17 protein-coding genes and 1 riboswitch are annotated in these 19,370 nt (G+C 60.2%); of the genes, 6 read left to right on the plus strand and 11 right to left on the minus strand.

Going from position 1 to position 19,370, the window contains the following annotated elements:
* Positions 1-33: 33 nt before the first annotated feature.
* The 4 genes from ACP3TY_RS22900 to ACP3TY_RS22915 form a co-directional block, all read right to left on the minus strand.
* Positions 34-642, minus strand: coding sequence for a YqiA/YcfP family alpha/beta fold hydrolase (locus ACP3TY_RS22900; RefSeq protein ID WP_426618546.1), 609 nt, complete (start codon positions 640-642; stop codon positions 34-36).
* Positions 643-815: 173 nt separating this feature from the next.
* Complete coding sequence (gene cpdA / locus ACP3TY_RS22905) at positions 816-1,631, minus strand: 3',5'-cyclic-AMP phosphodiesterase (protein ID WP_426618547.1); 816 nt, start codon at positions 1,629-1,631, stop codon at positions 816-818.
* 99 nt (positions 1,632-1,730) lie between these two features.
* The gene (locus ACP3TY_RS22910) at positions 1,731-2,183 is read right to left on the minus strand and encodes a DUF1249 domain-containing protein (protein WP_064117171.1); all 453 of its coding nucleotides are present in this window, start codon (positions 2,181-2,183) and stop codon (positions 1,731-1,733) included.
* Positions 2,174-2,791: an NUDIX domain-containing protein gene (locus ACP3TY_RS22915; protein WP_053116743.1), complete on the minus strand. Its 618-nt coding sequence runs from the start codon at positions 2,789-2,791 to the stop codon at positions 2,174-2,176. Before ACP3TY_RS22915 ends, ACP3TY_RS22910 begins: the two co-directional genes overlap by 10 nt.
* Positions 2,792-3,018: 227 nt before the next feature.
* Between ACP3TY_RS22915 and ACP3TY_RS22920 the strand changes: the two genes are divergently transcribed.
* Positions 3,019-3,765 carry an RsiV family protein gene (locus ACP3TY_RS22920; protein WP_053116742.1) on the plus strand — a complete coding sequence of 249 codons (747 nt, stop codon included), beginning with the start codon at positions 3,019-3,021 and terminating at the stop codon, positions 3,763-3,765.
* Here the strand turns inward: ACP3TY_RS22920 and cytX are convergent.
* Both cytX and thiC read right to left on the minus strand, forming a co-directional pair.
* The gene (gene cytX, locus ACP3TY_RS22925) at positions 3,734-5,026 is read right to left on the minus strand and encodes a putative hydroxymethylpyrimidine transporter CytX (protein ID WP_426618548.1); all 1,293 of its coding nucleotides are present in this window, start codon (positions 5,024-5,026) and stop codon (positions 3,734-3,736) included. The genes ACP3TY_RS22920 and cytX overlap by 32 nt on opposite strands.
* A 104-nt stretch (positions 5,027-5,130) precedes the next feature.
* Positions 5,131-7,020, minus strand: coding sequence for a phosphomethylpyrimidine synthase ThiC (gene thiC / locus ACP3TY_RS22930; protein WP_053116740.1), 1,890 nt, complete (start codon positions 7,018-7,020; stop codon positions 5,131-5,133).
* Positions 7,021-7,166: 146 nt separating this feature from the next.
* A riboswitch (TPP riboswitch) is annotated at positions 7,167-7,272 on the minus strand.
* A gap of 206 nt (positions 7,273-7,478) precedes the next feature.
* Between thiC and ACP3TY_RS22935 the strand changes: the two genes are divergently transcribed.
* Positions 7,479-8,912, plus strand: a complete 1,434-nt coding sequence (locus ACP3TY_RS22935; RefSeq protein ID WP_053116739.1) for a TolC family outer membrane protein — start codon at positions 7,479-7,481, stop codon at positions 8,910-8,912.
* A 98-nt stretch (positions 8,913-9,010) separates the two neighbouring features.
* Here the strand turns inward: ACP3TY_RS22935 and waaA are convergent, their stop codons facing one another.
* Together waaA and ACP3TY_RS22945 are read right to left on the minus strand one after the other, a co-directional pair.
* A complete protein-coding gene (gene waaA, locus ACP3TY_RS22940) occupies positions 9,011-10,285 on the minus strand; it encodes a lipid IV(A) 3-deoxy-D-manno-octulosonic acid transferase (RefSeq protein ID WP_426618549.1) in 1,275 nt (424 codons plus the stop codon).
* Positions 10,286-10,296: 11 nt separating this feature from the next.
* A complete protein-coding gene (locus tag ACP3TY_RS22945; RefSeq protein ID WP_053116737.1) occupies positions 10,297-11,193 on the minus strand; it encodes a LysR family transcriptional regulator in 897 nt (298 codons plus the stop codon).
* Between the two features lie 111 nt (positions 11,194-11,304).
* On the opposite strand from ACP3TY_RS22945, the gene ACP3TY_RS22950 reads away from it, so the two are divergent.
* The 4 genes from ACP3TY_RS22950 to ACP3TY_RS22965 all read left to right on the plus strand — a co-directional run bounded on the left by ACP3TY_RS22950 (position 11,305) and on the right by ACP3TY_RS22965 (position 14,823).
* Positions 11,305-11,637, plus strand: coding sequence for a DMT family transporter (locus tag ACP3TY_RS22950; RefSeq protein ID WP_053116736.1), 333 nt, complete (start codon positions 11,305-11,307; stop codon positions 11,635-11,637).
* 201 nt (positions 11,638-11,838) lie between these two features.
* On the plus strand, positions 11,839-13,014 hold the full coding sequence (locus tag ACP3TY_RS22955) for an NAD(P)/FAD-dependent oxidoreductase (protein ID WP_426618550.1): 1,176 nt from the start codon (positions 11,839-11,841) through the stop codon (positions 13,012-13,014).
* The gene (locus tag ACP3TY_RS22960; RefSeq protein ID WP_426618551.1) at positions 13,011-13,823 is read left to right on the plus strand and encodes an aldo/keto reductase; all 813 of its coding nucleotides are present in this window, start codon (positions 13,011-13,013) and stop codon (positions 13,821-13,823) included. The genes ACP3TY_RS22955 and ACP3TY_RS22960 overlap by 4 nt, the downstream gene beginning before the upstream one ends.
* Before the next feature lie 31 nt (positions 13,824-13,854).
* Positions 13,855-14,823: a metal ABC transporter ATPase gene (locus ACP3TY_RS22965; protein ID WP_426618552.1), complete on the plus strand. Its 969-nt coding sequence runs from the start codon at positions 13,855-13,857 to the stop codon at positions 14,821-14,823.
* A gap of 84 nt (positions 14,824-14,907) precedes the next feature.
* On the opposite strand, the gene hldE is transcribed toward ACP3TY_RS22965, so the two are convergent.
* From hldE to msbA, 3 genes are all read right to left on the minus strand, one after another.
* Positions 14,908-16,329, minus strand: a complete 1,422-nt coding sequence (hldE, locus tag ACP3TY_RS22970; RefSeq protein ID WP_159811693.1) for a bifunctional D-glycero-beta-D-manno-heptose-7-phosphate kinase/D-glycero-beta-D-manno-heptose 1-phosphate adenylyltransferase HldE — start codon at positions 16,327-16,329, stop codon at positions 14,908-14,910.
* A gap of 161 nt (positions 16,330-16,490) precedes the next feature.
* Complete coding sequence (locus tag ACP3TY_RS22975) at positions 16,491-17,195, minus strand: sulfotransferase family 2 domain-containing protein (protein ID WP_426618553.1); 705 nt, start codon at positions 17,193-17,195, stop codon at positions 16,491-16,493.
* 256 nt (positions 17,196-17,451) lie between these two features.
* Positions 17,452-19,254: a lipid A export permease/ATP-binding protein MsbA gene (gene msbA / locus ACP3TY_RS22980; RefSeq protein ID WP_159811690.1), complete on the minus strand. Its 1,803-nt coding sequence runs from the start codon at positions 19,252-19,254 to the stop codon at positions 17,452-17,454.
* Positions 19,255-19,370: the final 116 nt, after the last annotated feature.

Consider the following 19,370-nt stretch of genomic DNA (forward strand, 5'->3'; position numbering starts at 1 on the left):
GTCGTCAGTCATTCATGAAATAGGGGCAAGACTTCACAGTGTGGTGAAATCGATTGCCTGGTACACATCGGCACCAATGCCGGCAAAACTCAGCAACGCCGGCAATTGACCGGCAAAGCCTTGGAAACTGTGGTCGCCGCCGGCCTGAATGCGCAAGGCACAGGCGCGGTAATACTGCTGGGCGAGGCGATAATCCAGTGTTTCATCGCCGGTCTGCAACCATACCTGATAGCGCTGGGCGTCCACAGGTGCTGGCACTTCCAGCTCGGCCAGGGCCGTTACATGGTCGTGGGTCAATTCCCAGGTTTCATCGGTATACAGGTTTTTCTGCGTGCCCAGATAGCCGTCGAACATCCGGTGCGGGCTGACCGCCGGGTTGACCAGCAAGGCTTTCAGGCCATGGCGCTCGGCCAGGTGAGTCGCATAGTAGCCGCCGAGGGAGCTTCCCACCAGCAATGGGCTGCCCAGTTCAGCGATTGCCTGCTCCAGCTGACCGATGGCTTCGCGCGGATGGTGATGCAGGGCCGGGACACGCAGTTTGTCGCTCAAACCCAGTTGCTCCATCACCGTTACCAGCTGACAGGCCTTTTTCGAGGCCGGGGCGCTGTTGAAACCGTGGATATAGAGGATCGAACCGGACATTTGAGCTCCCTGAGTGTCGGCGAAAGATAGCGGAGTTTACAGGGAGTCACGGCAGGATGGGCCATCCAAATGATGCCTGGCTGCATCCTGTAGGAGCTGCCGAAGGCTGCGATCTTTTGATTCTGTTTTTAAGATCAAAAGATCGCAGCCTGCGGCAGCTCCTACAGGGATTATCAATAGCCGTTGGAGCCGTAGTCGACGGTGAAGGCGAAATTGATGACGCGTTCCACGCCAGTTTCCAGCCGCCCATCCGGCAACAGCCGTAACCAGCGATACCCCGGCGCCTGCTCCCCCACCTTGAAGTCCTCACTGCCCGGCTCAAACTGAATGCACGTCGACGGCGAAGCCATCAACCGCACACCATTACGCTCGCGATCGATCTCCTGATGCACATGCCCCCACAACACCGCGCGGGCCTGTGGAAAACGATCCAGCACCTCGAAAAACGCTTCAGGATTGCGCAAACCAATTGGCTCCATCCACGCGCAGCCAATCGGAACCGGATGATGGTGAAAGCACACCAGATGATGCCGCTCCGGCGCTTCGCTCAGCGAACGGGCCAGCAGCTGCAATTGATCGTCCTGCAAATACCCCGGAACCGAACCCGGCACCGCCGAATCCAGCATCGTCACCCGCCAGTTGCCGATATCCACAATCGGTTCCAGCAATGCGCTTTGCACGGCGGCAACCGCCATGATTTGCGGCTCATCGTGATTACCGGGTATCCAGCGCGCCGGCGCATCGATCTGCGCGCTCATCTTGCGAAACTGTTGATACGACTCCAGCGTGCCGTCCTGGGAAATATCGCCAGTGGCCAGAATCAGGTCGATCTGCGGCTGTTGCCCAAGTACCAGTTCGATGACCTTTTGCAGGCTCTCGCGGGTGTTCATGCCCAGCAGCGAACCGTCCGCCTCGGCGAACAGATGGCTGTCGGACAACTGCACCAGCAGCGCCGAATCGGCGGGGGTCAACGTGGATACGCTCGGCAAGGCGTTCTCCCAAGGCAAAAGCACGGAATCGATCAAGTGCCGCAATTATGCTGGGGGATCAGTAAAAGAGGAAAGCGGTGAACCGGACGCAGTTCACAACTAGCGTACGACTTCGTACTCGTGCCCCAGCGCCAGGCAATGACTCAACCATTCCCCCAGGAACAGATTGAGCTGAGCCTTTTCATCCGGCTGATGCATCGCGGCGTTCGGGTAAGGATAGATGCCGCGAAAGCGTCGTGCATGTTCGGCGCTGACCACTTCGGCCATGCGCGCGTCGTGATAGACCTGCACTTCTAGTTGCGGCACCGGCAGCCACGGCAGGCTGTGCTCCTGACGCACTTGCAAAGTGGTGGTGTACGGGCAGGTTTGCAGCACTTCGAGGGCCAGCACGCCGAGCATCTGCTCGCCCTGGGTCACGGCGATGCGCCGCGCCTCGGGCTCGTTGCGCATGTCCGGCACCAGTCGCATCAGGCGCGCGTAGTTGGCCTCGCAGGCGGCTTGCAGCCCCGCGAGGTCGACTCGATAACGATCGCGCAACTTGTTTACAACCATAGCCCCCTCACTTCGGCGCGGTTCAGCGCCAGCCACTGCAAGGCGATAATGCTCGCCGCGTTGGCAATGCGTCCGTCACGGACGGCCTGCAAGGCATCTTCAAAGGCCCAGACCGTGACGCGGATATCTTCTGCCTCTTCTTCCAGGCCATGCAGGCCGCCTGCGCCTTCGGTGCTGCAACGCCCCAAGTACAAATGCACGAACTCGTTGCTGCCGCCCGGCGACGGGAAATATTTGGTCATCGGCCACAGGGCCTTGATGTCCAGCCCAGCTTCCTCCTGCGCCTCGCGGTGAGCAACTTCTTCCGGTTGCTCATCCTTGTCGATCAGACCAGCGACCAGTTCGACCAGCCACGGGTTGTCGGTCTTGCCCATGGCGCCGATGCGAAACTGCTCGATCAGCACCACTTCGTCGCGCTGCGGATCGTACGGCAGCATGCACACGGCATCGTGGCGGACGAAGATTTCACGGTTGATTTCGCGGCTCATGCCACCGGCGAACAATTCATGGCGCAGGTGCACGCGGTCGAGCTTGTAAAAGCCCTCGTAGCATTTTTCGCGCCGCACGATATCGACGGCGGTCGGAATGGCGTTGGCAAAATCAGTCATGAGCATCCTCTTTACTGCAATTCCATTACGAGGCTGCGTTGCTTGATTGGCAACCTCGACTTCGCGCCATCCTAACGCGCCCGAACGGTTTGATGCAGCCCCTTTACCGTCAGCGGGATGGACGGTGGAGGCGAAACCCACTCTAATTAGCTTAGTGGCGAACTGACTGCCTCGTTGAGAGTCGAAGCGGTAACTTTTTGCCTTCCCTTGTTTTCGAAAGGACGCCTATGTCGCTTTTCAAAATTGCCTCCGTGGCCGCCATCGCCCTGACTCTGGGCGCCTGCGCGAGCCTGTTCCAGCCCAACTACCGCACGCCGCTGGAGACCACTCGCGACGCATCTGAACAGTTGAAACCTGGCTGTTCCAACCCGGATTGTCCGCTGGTGAACATCGACACCCTGCGCTTCCCGGCAGAACCTGCACTGGACGGCATCATCGAAAAACGTCTGCTGCAAATGACCCGCACCGAGAAAAATGCCCCGGTAGCGCCGACCCTGGCGGCTTATCGCGATCAGTTTCTGGCCAGTGCCGGCCCGCGCAACAGCAGCTACCTGCAAGCGAAAGTACGTGAGCAGCATGACGGCTTGGTGATCATCGAGTTGTCGAGCTACCTCGACACCGGCGGCGCGCATGGCAATCCGGGTCGCGGTTTCATCAACTATTCGCGCCAGCAGCACAAGGTGCTGAACCTGTCCGACATGTTGCTGCCGGGTCAGGAAGACGCATTCTGGAAAGCGGCGCAGGTTGCGCACAACAGCTGGTTGATCAGCACTAAGCTCGATCAGGAAGCGGAGTTCGTGAAGAACTGGCCGTTCGTGAAAACCCAGAACGTGGCGCTGACCTATGGCGGCGTGATCCTCAAGTACGACGTGACCACCATTGCGCCTTACGCACTGGGCCACGTCGAACTGAAGATTCCTTATCCGCGTCTGAACGGCATTCTCAAGCCTGAGCTGTTTCCCGGCCGTAACTGAAGGCCCGACCCAGCACTAGCTGCAACAGCCCTGCCAGCACCAGCGCCGGCAGGGTTGCGCCGACATCCGGATACAGATTCGCCAGCAAGTGATAGGTGCTCACGCCACCCAGCCACGCCAACAACGCCGGCCAGCGCAATGCGGCTGATGCGACTTGAGCGCTGCGCTTACGCAGAATGAAGTGATCCACCAGCACCACGCCGAACAGCGGCGCAAACACCGAACCGATCAGCAGCAGGAAATTCTGATACTGCGCCAACGGCGCCAGCAGGGCGATCAGCGTGCAGATCACGCCGATGGCCAAGGCCAGATGCTCGACTTTCAGGCGCAACAGAATCCCGCTGGACACCGCTGCCGAGTGAATATCGGCGAAGGCGTTTTCCGACTCGTCCAACAGAATCAGCAACAGCGGAATGCCCAGACCGGCGCCAGCCAATGCCAACAGCAGCGCGTTGACTTCACCGCTCGGCGCGAAGGCCAGGGTGTAGGCGACGCCAAGGCTCATCAGCCAGAAGTTACCGATGAAGAAACCGACCGCAGTGCCACCGAACACATTCTTCGCACGCTTGCCGAAACGCGAGTAATCGGCGATCAGCGGCAGCCACGACAGCGGCATCGCGATGGCAATGTCGAAGCCCACGGCGAATGGCATCGAACCGTCACCGGCGCGCGACCACAGAGCGGCCAGATCGGCTTTGGCGAACAGGTTCCAGGTCAGCCAGATGCACGCGGCGAGCAACAGCCAAATGCCCCACTTGCGCAGGATCTTCCGCACGAAGGTCAACGGGCCACTGACCGCTAGCAAGGTTGCCAGCGCGCCGAAAAACAGCGTCCACAACACCGGGTTCGACCACAGCGAACCTTCGCTGAACGCGCGGGTGCCGAGCAGGCTGGCGGCGTCGCGCATGACGATGATTTCGAACGAACCCCAACCGATCAGTTGCAGCAAATTGAGCAGCGCCGGCAGGCTCGCGCCTTTGCTGCCGAGGCTGAGCTTCAGCGCGGCCATCGACGACAGGCCGGTGTCACTGCCGATCACGCCAACGGCGGCCAGCAACAGCACACCGACCAGCGTGCCAAGGAAAATCGCCAACAGCGAACCGGACAGGCCCAAACCTGGCGCGAGCAATGCGCCGGTCTGCAAAACCATCAGGCCTATGCCGAGGGAGAACCACAGGGAAAAAAGATCGCGACCACCGAATACACGCTTGTCGGCGGGTACGGCGAGGTCGGGAGAATAAGTGCTGGGTTGAATGCTCAAGGGTGCTGATCTCACAGGAGTGATAGCTACAAGTTGCAAGCCACAAGCTGCAAGAAAAAGCAGGTTTCGCATCTGCTTTTATCTTGCAGCTTGCAGCTTGCCGCTTACACTTTTTTATAAAGCTGACTGCCTTCCTTCTTGAACCGCTCGGCCTGTTCCGCCAGGCCTTGGGCGACGTCCACGTCGACCGCTTCGATCCGCTGGTTGGCCGCGTATTCGCGGACTTCCTGGGTGATCTTCATCGAGCAGAATTTCGGCCCGCACATCGAACAGAAGTGCGCGACCTTCGCCGAATCCTTCGGCAGGGTTTCATCGTGATACGAACGCGCGGTGTCCGGATCGAGGCCGAGGTTGAACTGGTCTTCCCAACGGAATTCGAAACGCGCCTTGCTCAAGGCGTTGTCGCGAATCTGTGCGCCCGGATGCCCTTTGGCCAAGTCCGCCGCATGCGCCGCGATCTTGTAAGTGATGATCCCGGTCTTCACGTCATCCTTGTTCGGCAGGCCCAAGTGTTCCTTCGGCGTCACGTAGCAAAGCATCGCGCAACCGAACCAGCCGATCATCGCCGCACCGATACCGGAGGTGATGTGGTCATAGCCCGGCGCGATGTCGGTGGTCAGCGGGCCGAGGGTGTAGAACGGCGCCTCGTCGCAGCACTCCAGCTGCTTGTCCATGTTCTCTTTGATCAACTGCATCGGCACGTGGCCCGGGCCTTCGATCATGCACTGCACGTCGTGTTTCCAGGCGATCTTGGTCAGCTCGCCCAAGGTCTCCAGTTCGCCGAATTGCGCTTCGTCGTTGGCGTCGGCAATCGAGCCCGGACGCAGGCCATCGCCCAGCGAGAAGCTGACGTCGTAGGCCTTCATGATTTCGCAGATTTCGTCGAAGTGGGTGTAGAGGAAGTTCTCTTTATGGTGCGCCAGGCACCACTTGGCCATGATCGAACCGCCACGGGAGACGATGCCGGTCACGCGCTTGGCGGTCAGCGGCACGTAGCGCAGCAGTACGCCGGCGTGGATGGTGAAATAGTCGACGCCCTGCTCGGCCTGCTCGATCAGCGTGTCGCGGAACAGCTCCCAGGTCAGGTCTTCGGCGACGCCATTGACTTTTTCCAGCGCCTGATAAATCGGCACGGTGCCGATCGGCACTGGCGAGTTGCGGATGATCCACTCGCGGGTTTCGTGAATGTGTTTACCGGTGGACAAGTCCATCACGGTGTCCGAACCCCAGCGAATGCCCCAGGTCAGTTTCGCCACTTCTTCTTCGATCGAAGAACCCAGCGCGCTGTTGCCGATGTTGCCGTTGATCTTCACCAGGAAGTTACGGCCGATGATCATCGGTTCCAGTTCGACGTGGTTGATGTTGGCCGGAATGATTGCGCGGCCACGGGCGATTTCTTCGCGGACGAATTCGGCGGTGATTTCTTTCGGGATGCTCGCGCCGAAGCTGTGCCCGGCGTGTTGTTGCGTCAACAGGCCGGCAGCGCGGGCCTCTTGCAGTTTCATGTTTTCGCGGATGGCGACGTATTCCATCTCGGCGGTGATGATGCCTTTACGGGCGTAGTGCATCTGGCTGACGTTGGCCCCGGCCTTGGCGCGGCGCGGGTTGTTGACGTGGGCGAAACGCAGTTTGGTCAGTTCGGCATCGGCCAGACGTTGTTGGCCGAAGTTCGAACTCAAGCCTGGCAGGCGCTCGGTGTCGCCACGGTCGTCGATCCACGCCGAACGCACATCGCCCAGACCTTTGCGCACATCGATCACCACGTTCGGATCGGTGTACGGGCCTGAGGTGTCGTAAACGGTGACCGGCGCGTTGATTTCACCGCCGAAATCGGTCGGCGTCACGTCGAGGCTGATTTCGCGCATCGGCACGCGGATGTCCGGGCGGGAGCCCTGAACGTAGACTTTTTGCGAACGGGTGAACGGCTTGACCGATTGCTCGTCGACCTTGGCCGAGTCACTCAGGTTGATCGCGTTTTTTGATTTTGTAGTCATCACGGGCTCTCCAGACAGCATCCAGGCAGTGGATTGTCGGAGCAGAACCTGAAAGGCACGGACGCACCAGGACTGGTGCTGTGCATCGTCGTCGAGCGTTCGATTGTCGAACAATTTCCCGGACGAAGCACAAGAGGACTCGCCGGGTGACGAGAAATCTTGTTCCCTACGCAGGCGCTAACCTGATCAGGTTCAACGGGATCCGAAATTATTCGATCTCAGCCTCATAGCAAGGCACCCCGACAAGAACCCGGCCAGTCTAGACACAACTGGCAAAGAACGCCAACACCGCGGCAAACACCATGATGAATGGCGCAAATACAGGGGCTTGGCCGATTGTTGTGAACCGATTGCGCAACTACACTCGCTTTGCCCTGCCGCGCCTTGACGCTACAGGGGCCGCGCCGTAGCCTTGGCGCGCACATTATTTCCATAATATTAATGCTAGGGATCGCCTCATGCTGCGCAAACTCTCACTGGCTATTGCCGTGTCTTGTGCGTCCAACGCAATGGCCTGGGCAGCAGAAGCGCCCTTGTCGACCAAAACCGATCTGGTCAGCGTTTACCAGGAAGCGGTCGACAACAACGCCGATCTGGCCGCCGCCCGCGCCCAGTACGGCGCACAGAAAGAAGTGGTGCCACAGGCCCGCGCAGGTTTGCTGCCGAACCTGTCCGGCGGTGCCGAAACGGCCAACGTGCGCACCTCGATTGATCAGCCTTCAGCCATCGCCAACCGCAGCGCGCATTCGTACCAAGCGACCCTCGCCCAACCGTTGTTCCGCGCCGATCGCTGGTTCCAGTACCAGGCCGCGAAGGACGTCAACGAGCAAGCCGCACTGCAACTCTCGGCAACCGAGCAGAACTTGATCCTGCAATCGGCGGAAAGCTATTTCAACGTGCTGCGCAGCCAGGACAATCTGGCCTCGACCAAGGCCGAAGAAGCCGCGTTCAAGCGCCAGCTCGACCAGTCCAACGAGCGTTTCGATGTCGGCCTGTCGGACAAGACCGACGTCCTGCAATCGCAAGCCAGTTACGACACCGCGCGGGCCAACCGCATCGTTGCGCAGCGTCAGGTCGATGATGCGTTTGAAGCGCTGATCACCCTGACCAACCGTCAGTACAACTCGATTCAGGGCATCGTTCACTCGCTGCCGATTCTGCCGCCAGCGCCGAACGATGCTAAATCGTGGGTTGATACGGCGGCGCGCCAGAACCTCAATTTGCTGGCCAGTAACTACGCCGTCAGCTCGGCGGAAGAGACATTGAAGCAGCGCAAGGCCGGCCACTTGCCGACCCTCGATGCTGTGGCCAAATACGAAAAAGGTGACAACGACGCCCTCGGTTTCGCCAACCCGAACTCGTTCGGCGCGCCTTACGGTGGCAACGTTGAACAGACCACCGTCGGCCTGCAACTGAGCGTGCCGATTTACAGCGGCGGGCTGACCAGTTCGCAAGTGCGTCAGTCGTATGCGCAGCTGGATCAGAGCGAACAACAGCGCGAATCGCTGCGTCGGCAGATCGTCGAAAACACCCGCAACCTGCACCGCGCGGTGAACACCGACGTCGAGCAGGTACAGGCGCGCAAGCAATCGATCATCTCCAACCAGAGCGCGGTGGAAGCCACGGAAATCGGTTATCAGGTCGGTACGCGCAACATCGTTGACGTGCTCGATGCGCAGCGTCAGCTGTACACCTCTGTGCGCAACTACAACAACACGCGGTATGACTACATCCTCGACAACCTGCGCTTGAAGCAGGCGGCGGGGACGTTGAATCCGGGTGATCTGGAAGATCTGCGACGCTATCTGAAAGCCGACTACAACCCGGACAAGGATTTCCTCCCGCCGGATCTGGCCAAGGCTGCGGAAGAGCAACTCAAGGCCCGCCCTTAAAAGCAAAAGATCGCAGCCTTCGGCAGCTCCTACATTGGAATGAATTCCCCTGTAGGAGCTGCCGAAGGCTCGGGCCGCGATCGGACGATCTTTTCGCTTTATTTGATCAGCCGCGCCAAGCCATCCAGCAACCGCTGCAACGCGCCCTGATTGCGGCGCATCACGGCCAGCCCGGCGTCGGCCATGCGTTGCGCATCACGCGGCAACTCGAACAAGCGCCGCACTTCCACCGCCAGCCCTTCGGCATCCTCCACTTCTGCCAACGCCCCGGCTTCACGCAACTGCGCGGCGATGTCGAGGAAGTTGAACAGGTGCGGGCCGCTCAGCACCGGTTTCGCCAAGGCTGCGGGCTCCAGCAAATTGTGCCCGCCATTAGCCACCAGGCTGCCGCCAACAAACGCACTGTCGGCCAAGGCATACAGAAACAGCAATTCGCCCATGGTGTCGCCAAGCAGCACCGACGTTTGCGCATCAACATTGGCCCAGGTCGAACGTCGCACCGTGGAGAAACCCTCACGCTGACACAGCTCGAACACCGAGTTGAAACGCTCAGGATGACGCGGCACCAGAATCAGCAACGCGTCCGGGTGATTGGCCAGCAAACGACGATGGGCATCAAGCACCACTTCGTCCTCGCCTTCGTGAGTGCTGGCGGCGATCCACACCGGACGCTCCAGCGCCTGCCATTGCCCGCGCAATTCGGCGGCGCGTTGCAGCAGCGCGGGGTCAATGGTCAGGTCGAATTTGATCGAGCCCGTCACCTCGACCGTTTCCGAACGCGCACCCAAATCACGAAAGCGCTGCGCTTCTGCCTCCGTCTGAATGGCGAAAAAACTCATCTCGGCGAGCATCGGCGCCGTCAGTTTGCGGAACCGCCCATAACCGCGCGCCGAACGCTCGGACAAGCGTCCGTTGGCCAACGCCACCGGAATCCCGCGTTTGGCGCACTGATGAATGTGGTTGGGCCACAACTCGGTTTCCATGATCACCGCGAGTTTCGGTTGCACGCGATCAAGAAACCGCGCCGCCGCACACGGCAAGTCATACGGCAGGTAGCAGTGCTGGATGCGCGGCTCGTTGGCGAACAGCGCTTGAATCCGCTCCGAACCGGTCGGGGTCATGCAGGTCACGGTGATCGGCAGGTGTGGATAACGTTGCAGCAGAGCGCGGATCATCGGCGCCGCAGCGATGCTCTCGCCCACCGACACCGCGTGCACCCAGATGCCGCCGGGTTGCAGCTTCGGCATCCCATAGGAAAAACGTTCGCCAATCCGCTTGGCATACGCCGGCGCCTTGCGCGCCCGCAGCCACAGCCGAATCGCCACCAATGGCAGCCCCAGGTAAAACAGCGCGGTGTAGAGAGTTCTATTCATGGCGGCGGAGTTTATCGACTTTTGTCGCCGATCGCCCGCAAGTGCACGGCAAAACGCTCCGCCAGCCAACGCGCCGCCGGGCCGAGCGGCTCGTCACGGCGCCAGACCAGTTCCACCACCAGCGCCGGCGGTGTCCATTCGCTGTCGAGTTCGACCATCAAACCTTGATAGGCCGAGTACTGCACGACGTGGCGTGGCAGCCACGCCCAGCCGAGATCGCGCACCAGCCATTCGGCCATCACGTAGTAGCTGTCGGCGCGCCACACCTGCGGGCTGGCCGGTTCGTTGCCGGGGTAGACACTGGTTTGGGTCGACATCAATAGTTGCCGATGCTGCGCCATCTGCTGACATGTGACGTAGCTCTGCGTCGCCAACGGATGATTGATCCCGCAGACAGTGACCATTTCCACGCTGCCAAGGACTCGACGCTCTAGCGCTTCGGGGATTTCGTCGTGATAGAACAGCAGGCCGAGGTCGGCGCGACGCTCTTCCAGTTTGCGCGCGACTTCACCTTGGGCGGCGCTGGTCAGTTGCACTTCGAGGCTGGGGAATTGCTCGGCCAGTGCGCCGAAACTTTCCACCAATGCCTGATAAGGCATCGCTTCATCCTGCGCCACGCGCAACTGCGCTTCCTGACCGCGCATCATCGCCATCGCCCGGCCGTTGAGGCGCTCGCACTGGCGCAGTACTTCCCGCGCCTCTTCGAGCAACGCCTCGCCCGCTTCGGTGAGGGTCGGCTGGCGACCGCTGCTACGCTCGAACAGGCTGACACCGAGATCGTCTTCGAGCATGGCGATGGCGCTGCTGATCGCCGACTGCGCCTTGCGCTGCTGCCGCGCCACGGCGGAAAACGAGCGCTGCTCGGCGACGCTGACAAACACCCGAAGCTGATCCAGATTCCACTGCATGCTGACTCACCAACCCATCTTCAGAACAGATAGGTAATGACTTTACCCCATCTGGGGAATCTCTAGAATGCCGGCTCAGTAAAGCAACGTTTCACCTTGAGGATTTGAACCATGAACGCCTACGCCTACCTGGCCATTGCCATTTGCGCCGAAGTGATCGCCACCGTGTCGATGAAAGCCGTCAAAGGCTTCAGCACGCCGCTGCCGCTGGTGTTGGTCATCGTCGGTTACGGCATCGCGTTCTGGATGCTGACGCTGGTGGTGCGCACGGTGCCAGTCGGCGTGGCTTACGCGGTGTGGGCGGGGATGGGGATTGTGATGGTCAGCGTCGCGGCGCTGTTTATTTATGGGCAGAAACTGGATGTGCCGGCGATGCTCGGGATGGCGCTGATCGTGCTGGGCGTCGTCGTCATTCAGCTGTTCTCGAAAACCGCCGGCCACTAATCGGCAAACACCTATCCCTGTAGGAGCAGAGCTTGCTCGCGAAGGCGTCGTGTCAGGCAAAAAATTCATCCCAGACACACCGCTTTCGCGAGCAAGCTTGGCTCCTACAGGTTTTGCATTCGTCGCATTGATCATCGACAAATCCCGCGCTTTGCCGAGTCTGTATACTGCGCCCTCGTCTTGAACACCTGAGGTCGTTGCATGCCATCCGTTATTTCCACCGACGTTCTGATTGTCGGCGCTGGTGTCGCCGGCCTCTGGCTGAACGCGCGTCTGCGCCGTCAGGGTTTTTCGACCGTGCTGGTGGAAAGCGCCAGCCTCGGTGGCGGGCAGACCGTGAAGTCCCAGGGCATCATCCATGGCGGCGCCAAATACGCGCTGCACGGTGCGCTGACCGGTGCTTCGGAAGCCATCGCCGACATGCCGCGCCGCTGGCGTGAAGCGCTGGCAGGAGACGGCGAGCTGGATCTGTCCGGCGTGCGCCTGCTCTCCGAAGCTCACTATCTGTGGTCGCCCGGCACCCTCGCCGGCAACCTCACCAGTTTCTTCGCCAGTAAAGCCGTGCGTGGCCGCGTTGATCAGGTCAAGGGCGAGCAACTGCCGCCGGCCCTGCAAGACAAACGCTTCAAGGGCAAGGTCTACCGCCTCGCCGAACTGGTGGTGGATGTGCCGAGCCTGGTGCAGCGTCTCGCCGATCTGGCGGGTGACGGTCTGCTCGCCGGACAAACCATCGAGCCGCTGCTGGAAGCGGGCGTGCTGGTTGGCCTGAAAGTCGATGGCCGCGAAATTCGTGCGCAACGCATCGTGCTCAGCGCTGGCGCCGGCACCGCGCAATTGCTCGAAGACCTCGGCCTGAGCCAACCGGCCATGCAACGTCGACCGCTGCACATGATCATCGCCAAAGGCCCGGGCCTGAAGCCGCTGTACGCGCACTGCCTGGGCGGCGGCACCAAACCGCGCATCACCGTGACCACCCATCCTGCCGCTGACGGTCAGTGGGTCTGGTACATGGGCGGCGACATCGCCGAAAGCGAAGGCGTGCACCGCGAACCCGCCGAGCAGATCGCCACTGCACAAAAAGAAATTGCACAGCTGCTGCCGTGGATCGACCTCAGCACCACGCAATGGACGACCCTGCGCGTCGACCGCGCCGAACCGCTGCAAACCGGGCTGACACGCCCCGATAATGCCTTCCTCGCCGAGCAGGGCCGGTTGCTGGTCGGCTGGCCGACCAAACTGGCGCTGGCGCCGGACTTCGCTGATCGCGTGATCGCTGCACTTGAGCGCGACGGCATTCAGCCCCACGCCAGCGAACCGTTACCGGCCCTGCCGAAACCACCGATGGGCGTTCCTGCCTGGGAGCAACTGCTGCCATGAGCCTTCCGAGCCTGCACGACTTCCACCGCCCATTGGGCAGCACCGGCCTGACGGTTTCGCCGCTGGGTCTGGGCACGGTCAAACTCGGCCGCGACCAAGGCGTGAAATACCCCAACGGTTTTCAGATTCCCGGCGACGACGAAGCGCGGATGTTGCTGCGCCAGGCGCGCGAACTGGGCATCAACCTGATCGACACTGCCCCCGCTTATGGTCGCAGCGAAGAACGCCTCGGCCCGCTGCTGCGCGATCAGCGTCAGGACTGGGTGATTGTCAGCAAAGTCGGTGAAGAATTTGCCGATGGCCTGTCGCACCACGACTTCAGCGCTGCGCATACACGCATGTCGGTTGAACGCAGTCTGCAACGTCTTGAAACCGATTTTATCGATCTGGTTCTGGTGCATTCCGACGGCAACGATATGGCGATCCTTCAGCACGAAGAAGTTTACGCAACCCTCGCCGCGCTCAAGGCCGAAGGCAAGATTCGCGGCTTCGGCTTCTCCGGCAAAACCGTCGAGGGTGGCTTGAAAGCGTTGGAGCATGGGGACTGCGCGATGGTCACCTACAATCTGAACGAACAGAGCGAGAAAGCAGTCATTGACTATGCTGCTGCCCACGGCAAAGCCATTCTGGTGAAAAAGGCGCTGGCCAGCGGTCACGTTTGCCTGAGTCCGGGAGTCGATCCGGTGCGCGCCAGCTTCGAGTTGTTGTTTGCCCAGCCAGGCGTAGCCAGTGCTATTGTCGGAACGATCAATCCGCTGCACCTCGCCCACAACGTTGCGACCGTAGCCCAAGTCCTTCGTGGTCACTGACGCCGCCCCGCGGCATTAAGCAGGAGCCGACATGCCGCGCACGCTCATCAGAAAGAACCCGAGCAACTTCAAAACCCTGCCACTGTTCGTCGAAGCCACGCCTGAAGGCCTGACCTATCAGAGCGTCGGCATGCCGCTGAATTTTTCCCAGACCCTGCAACGGCGCAAACCGGTGAGCGTGGCGGACCCCGAGCGTTTTTCGCTGGAACTGGCCAACCTCGGTGTGTCGGTGCGACTGACCCTGCATTGGCAGAATCGCGATTACTGGGTGCTGGTGCGTCAACGACGGCAGGATCGCGGCGACGTGGTGCTGAAACTGATTTCCGGTTATGTGCCGGCGCACGAACTGAATATTCCGCTGCACACGGCGATTCAGGAAATTGCTGAAGAGTGTTTGCTGGAAACCCCGGAAGGCTGGCTCGGCGGCCGATTCAACGATACGTGGCTGCCGGCGCCCTACTCGTCTGCCCTGCATTATCGTGAAGCGTTGCCGTTTCGTTTGTCGCCGCTGTCGGGTTCAGCGCGTCCGGTGCGCTGCGCCAATCTGCAATTGCAGGAACGGCCACGGGCTTATGTGCATTTGCCGACGGCGTCGCTGCAATTGATTTACGACCTGCGTCTAGACGTGCCCAAGGAAGCCAAATCCTTGAGCCTGTTTCATGTCGACGAGCGACTGGAAGGCGATCAACTGGTGGCGCGGCTGGATCGCAAGCGGCCCGATTTGTACCTGATGCCGTTGCAGGACGGTCAGCCGTTGCCGGAGTTGTACACCCTGAAAAAGGATCAACTGTACCCGGCGAGTACTCGCGGTTTATATCTGGCGGAAAGCTTTGCCCGTCAGGAGGGCTGGCTGGTGCGCGATGAGCGGATTCGCTGGAAGGACTGGTTGCGTCAACAAGGTCTGACGCCACCGGAGAAGACAACTGGTCTCGCGCGATTACGCGGCAAGGCCAAGCAATTGCTGAAGAAAATCGTACCGCGCAAGAAAGTGAATTCCTGAAAGCAAAAGATCGCAGCCTGCGGCAGCTCCTACAGGGGAATACATTCCAATGTAGGAGCTGCCGCAGGCTGCGATCTTTTGACCTTAATGACCGCGGATTTTTTCCACAATCGCCGTGGTCGAGCTGTTTTCCACCAGCCCCAGCACTTTCACCGTGCCGCCATAAGCGGTGACGATATCCGCGCCAACCACCTGATCAATGCCGTAATCCCCACCCTTGACCAATACATCCGGCTTGACCTCGCGCAGCAGGTTTTCCGGCGTGCCTTCAGGGAAGCTGATCACCCAGTCCACCGCGCCCAGACCGGCAAGAACCGCCATACGACGGTCGACGCTATTGATCGGACGGCCCGGGCCTTTCAGACGGCTGACAGAGGCGTCATCGTTGATCGCCACGATCAGGCGATCACCTTGCGCGCGCGCCTGTTCCAGATAGGTCACGTGGCCGGCATGCAGAATGTCGAAGCAGCCATTGGTGAAGACGATCCGCTCGTTGTGCGCACGGGCATCGTCAACCGCCAGCAGCAGTTGCTCCAGCCCCAGCACGCCACGCTCCGAACCTTCTTCGCGCTGGATTGCGCGACGCAGTTCCGGGGCGCTGATCGCCGCCGTACCCAATTTGCCAACGACGATGCCGGCGGCCAGGTTGGCCAGGGCCACCGCGTGAGGCAGTTCCTCGCCCGCCGCGATCGCTGCCGCCAACGTCGAAATAACGGTATCGCCAGCGCCGGTGACGTCGAACACTTCACGGGCACGTGCCGGCAAGTGCAGCGCCGGATGATCCGGGCGCAACAGAGTCATGCCGTGCTCGCCGCGGGTCACCAGCAGCGCGCCGAGCTCGAGGTCGTGCATCAGGGTCGCGCCCTTGCTCACCAGCTCGTGCTCATCGGCGCAACCGCCGACGATGGTTTCGAATTCGCTGAGGTTCGGCGTGATCAGGCTGGCGCCACGGTAGATCGAGAAATCCTTGCCCTTCGGATCGGCCAGCACCGGAATGCCTTTGGCACGCGCGGCCTGGATCAGCACCTGATGGTTTTTCAACGCGCCTTTGCCGTAGTCCGACAGCACCAGCACCTTGATGCCTTCGAGCAAGTCTTCGACCTGCGAGGCCAAGGCCAATGCATCAGTGGCAAACGGTTCTTCAAAGTCGATACGCAGCAATTGCTGGTGCCGGCTCATGACCCGCAGTTTGACGATAGTCGGCTGATGCGCGATGCGCTGGAACAGGGCACGAACACCCGCACCTTTGAGACTGTTGCTCAGGCTGTCGGCAGCTTCGTCATCGCCGGTCACACCGACCAGCGACGCCGGCGCACCCAGCGCGGCAATGTTCAAGGCAACGTTGGCAGCGCCGCCCGGACGGTCTTCGATTTGCTCGACTTTAACGACCGGCACCGGCGCCTCAGGGGAAATCCGTGAGGTACCACCATGCCAGTAACGGTCGAGCATGACATCGCCGACCACCAAGACAGGGGCTTGATCGAATCGCGGCATGGACAACTTCATGGAGCAACCCACATACAAAATGAACAGGGGCGCGATATTAACACAGGGTTGGCGCCGGCTTGCGCGCAGGCTGCAACAGGATGAAACAGGTGGGTTTTCTGCTCATTTTTTGAGCACAGCACCCGCCACACGCTGAACGACAGTTGCAAACACCTTGCCCCTTATTCGTAGCCCAATAATTCATAGTCACGGGCGTAAACCTCACGTACCCGTTGCCGGGTGAGCGCCGTGCAGAATTGTCGCGCAGGCATGGGCTGGCGTTGTCGAGAACTGTTGAGGTGAGGCAACCGGCCCGCCACGCCCAAATGTTCGCAGACCAAGTGAAAATCGCGCTGCAGATGCTCCTGATAGCCGATGAAGTCCAACGCCAGATGCCCGAGTGAATCGGTGAGGAAGTCGGTTTGCGCGGCGAAGTGCAATTGTCGCGTGATGTTTTCGGGGTGCAACCAGCGGGCGACGAAATCATCGAAGTCGCGAAACTGCCGCACCAATTGCTGCGCGGAGTGATCGCGACCACTCAACTCGTTACCGCGCAGAAACGCATACGCCGAGTAGGCCCGCTCCAGCGGGTCACGCACAAAGGCAAACTTGAAGGTGGTCGAAAACTGCCTGGGGAATTGCTCTTCGTACCAGTACAACGGCAGATGCCCCGGACGCCAGCCGTCGAACATCGCTTCGCAGACACTGCTGCCGGCGCACTTGGGCACATGAATGAATAAACAGGAGTGCTGCTGAAAAGCCTTTGGAAACGCCACGCTGGCCGACATCGACTTGTTCACGACCTGCCGATCAACCACCGACAAGCGCCCCAGCAGGAAGGCCCGCTGCGGTTTGGGCAGCAGTTTCCACAGATAGCGTTGCAACATGAGAGTACCCGCGCGACGGGGATGTCCCCCTCGATAGATGTAAGAGTTCGTTGAGGAACCTTAACAAGCGCGGTGCCCGGTTTTATGCCGGTTTGGTCAAGAAGGGTAAAGGTCTGGATACAAACAACGTCCCACAGCTGCAATGCAGTTTCCCTGTAGGAGCTGCCGAAGGCTGCGATCTTTTGATCTTGCTTCTATGAAAACAGATCAAAAGATCGCAGCCTGCGGCAGCTCCTACCGGACCGCGTGAACATTATCAGGCGATGTCTTCAGCCGGGGCATCGAGGCCCATGGCGTTCAGACGCGCGTAGTAACCGTTCTGCGCCAGCAATTCATCGTGGGTGCCGCGTTCAACAATGCGGCCCTGATCCATGACCAGAATCAGGTCAGCCTTCTCGATGGTCGACAGACGGTGCGCGATCACCAGCGTGGTGCGGCCCTTCATCACTTGATCCAGAGCCGCCTGAATGTGCCGTTCCGATTCAGTGTCGAGGGCCGAGGTGGCCTCGTCGAGAATCAACAGCGGCGCGTTCTTGAGCAACGCACGGGCAATCGCCAGACGCTGACGCTGACCACCGGAAAGCAGCACGCCGTTCTCGCCAACCTGAGTGTCGAGGCCTTCAGGCAGTTGCGCGATGAAGTCCATCGCGTAGGCATCACGCGCGGCTTTCTCGATGTCTTCACGCGGCGCGCCGGCCAGATCGCCATAGGCGATGTTGTTGGCCACGGTGTCGCTGAACAGGGTTACGTGCTGAGTCACCTGAGCGATATGACGACGCAGGTTGAGCAGTTTGTAGTTTTCGACTTCCACACCGTCGATAAGGATTTCGCCCTTGTCGTGGTGATAGAAGCGCGGAATCAGGTTGGCCAGCGTCGACTTGCCGCTGCCGGAGCGACCAACCAGCGCAACCATCTGCCCCGGCTCAACGCTGAAGCTGATGTTGTCGAGCACCTGACGCTCGGTGTCCGGGTAGGTGAAGCTAAGGTTGCGCACGTCCAGACGACCGGTGACCGCATCGCGCTCGACCGTGCCGGTGTCGACTTCAGGCGCAACATCCAGCTGCTCGAAGATGCTTTCCGCACCGGCCACACCTTTCTGGATGGTCGAGCTGACCTCGGACAATTGGCGAATCGGCTTCGGCAGCAAGCCCGCCAGGGTGATGTAGGCGACCATGTCACCAGCCGAAGCGTCACCGCGCAGGTACAGCACGAGGAACATCAGCACGGCCATGGCGCTGTAGATCACCAGTTGCAGCATCGGCGTGTAGATCGCACCGGTGCGGGTCATGCGCAGCTGTTTGTCGGTGTTGCTCTGGCTGGCCTTGAGGAAGCGCTTCTCTTCGTAGACTTCGCCGCCGAAGCTGCGCACCACGCGATAACCCTGAATGGTTTCCGACGCCACGTGAGTGACGTCGCCCATGGCCAGCTGGATTTTCTTGCTCTGTTTGCGGAATTTCTTGCTCGCAGTGCGCACCATCACGGCGATCAGCGGCAGGATCGCGACCATCACCAGCGTCAGCTTCCAGTTCATGAACAGCAGGGAGGCGAACAGGAAGATCACCGTCATGCCTTCACGGATTACGACCTTGATCGCATCCGTTGCCGCCCCCGTGACCATGGTCACGTTGAAGGTGATGCGGGAAATCAGATGACCGGAGTTATGCTTGTCGAAGTAGCGGTTCGGCAGCACCAGCAGGTTATTGAACAACTGCACGCGCAAGTCATGCACCAGGCCTAAGGAAACCTTGGCCAGAAAATAGTTGCCCAGATAAGATCCCAGACCCTGCCACGCCGCGATCAGGATGATCAGCAACGGTACGGCCTGCAGCAGTTGCAGGTCACGCAGGTAAGGCACGGTCGGGAACAGCACGGCTTCCGGGTTCGACAGGCCGTCGACGAAGTACTTGAGAATGTAACCAAGCATCGGCTGGGTCGAAGCGAAAATCAGAAAACCGACGATGCTGATCAGAAACAGACTGATGTACGGCCGAACATAGCCGAGCAGGCGGAAGTAGATTTTCAAGCTCGAGGGGCTTGCGGCAGGACTGGAGTCGGTCATATCACGCGAAGAGTCGATAAATAAGGACGCCGACTTTAACACAGCTTCTTCGGGGTTCTGGCAATCGGCGAAAGGCTGTTATTGTTAGACACCTTTTTAAGCATCAAATAGCCATC

Origin of the sequence: Pseudomonas rustica (assembly GCF_049959085.1) — a bacterium.
GTDB lineage: Bacteria > Pseudomonadota > Gammaproteobacteria > Pseudomonadales > Pseudomonadaceae > Aquipseudomonas > Aquipseudomonas rustica.

Excerpts from the sequence above, each read along its gene's own strand:
- ACP3TY_RS22900 (WP_426618546.1), bottom strand. The coding sequence starts at position 642 with ATGTCCGGTTCGATCCTCTATATCCACGGTTTCAACAGCGCCCCGGCC.
- ACP3TY_RS22910 (WP_064117171.1), bottom strand. The coding sequence starts at position 2,183 with ATGGTTGTAAACAAGTTGCGCGATCGTTATCGAGTCGACCTCGCGGGG.
- ACP3TY_RS22915 (WP_053116743.1), bottom strand. The coding sequence starts at position 2,791 with ATGACTGATTTTGCCAACGCCATTCCGACCGCCGTCGATATCGTGCGG.
- ACP3TY_RS22920 (WP_053116742.1), top strand. The coding sequence starts at position 3,019 with ATGTCGCTTTTCAAAATTGCCTCCGTGGCCGCCATCGCCCTGACTCTG.
- thiC (WP_053116740.1), bottom strand. The coding sequence starts at position 7,020 with ATGACTACAAAATCAAAAAACGCGATCAACCTGAGTGACTCGGCCAAG.
- ACP3TY_RS22935 (WP_053116739.1), top strand. The coding sequence starts at position 7,479 with ATGCTGCGCAAACTCTCACTGGCTATTGCCGTGTCTTGTGCGTCCAAC.
- waaA (WP_426618549.1), bottom strand. The coding sequence starts at position 10,285 with ATGAATAGAACTCTCTACACCGCGCTGTTTTACCTGGGGCTGCCATTG.
- ACP3TY_RS22945 (WP_053116737.1), bottom strand. The coding sequence starts at position 11,193 with ATGCAGTGGAATCTGGATCAGCTTCGGGTGTTTGTCAGCGTCGCCGAG.
- ACP3TY_RS22950 (WP_053116736.1), top strand. The coding sequence starts at position 11,305 with ATGAACGCCTACGCCTACCTGGCCATTGCCATTTGCGCCGAAGTGATC.
- ACP3TY_RS22955 (WP_426618550.1), top strand. The coding sequence starts at position 11,839 with ATGCCATCCGTTATTTCCACCGACGTTCTGATTGTCGGCGCTGGTGTC.
- ACP3TY_RS22960 (WP_426618551.1), top strand. The coding sequence starts at position 13,011 with ATGAGCCTTCCGAGCCTGCACGACTTCCACCGCCCATTGGGCAGCACC.
- ACP3TY_RS22965 (WP_426618552.1), top strand. The coding sequence starts at position 13,855 with ATGCCGCGCACGCTCATCAGAAAGAACCCGAGCAACTTCAAAACCCTG.
- hldE (WP_159811693.1), bottom strand. The coding sequence starts at position 16,329 with ATGAAGTTGTCCATGCCGCGATTCGATCAAGCCCCTGTCTTGGTGGTC.
- ACP3TY_RS22975 (WP_426618553.1), bottom strand. The coding sequence starts at position 17,195 with ATGTTGCAACGCTATCTGTGGAAACTGCTGCCCAAACCGCAGCGGGCC.
- msbA (WP_159811690.1), bottom strand. The coding sequence starts at position 19,254 with ATGACCGACTCCAGTCCTGCCGCAAGCCCCTCGAGCTTGAAAATCTAC.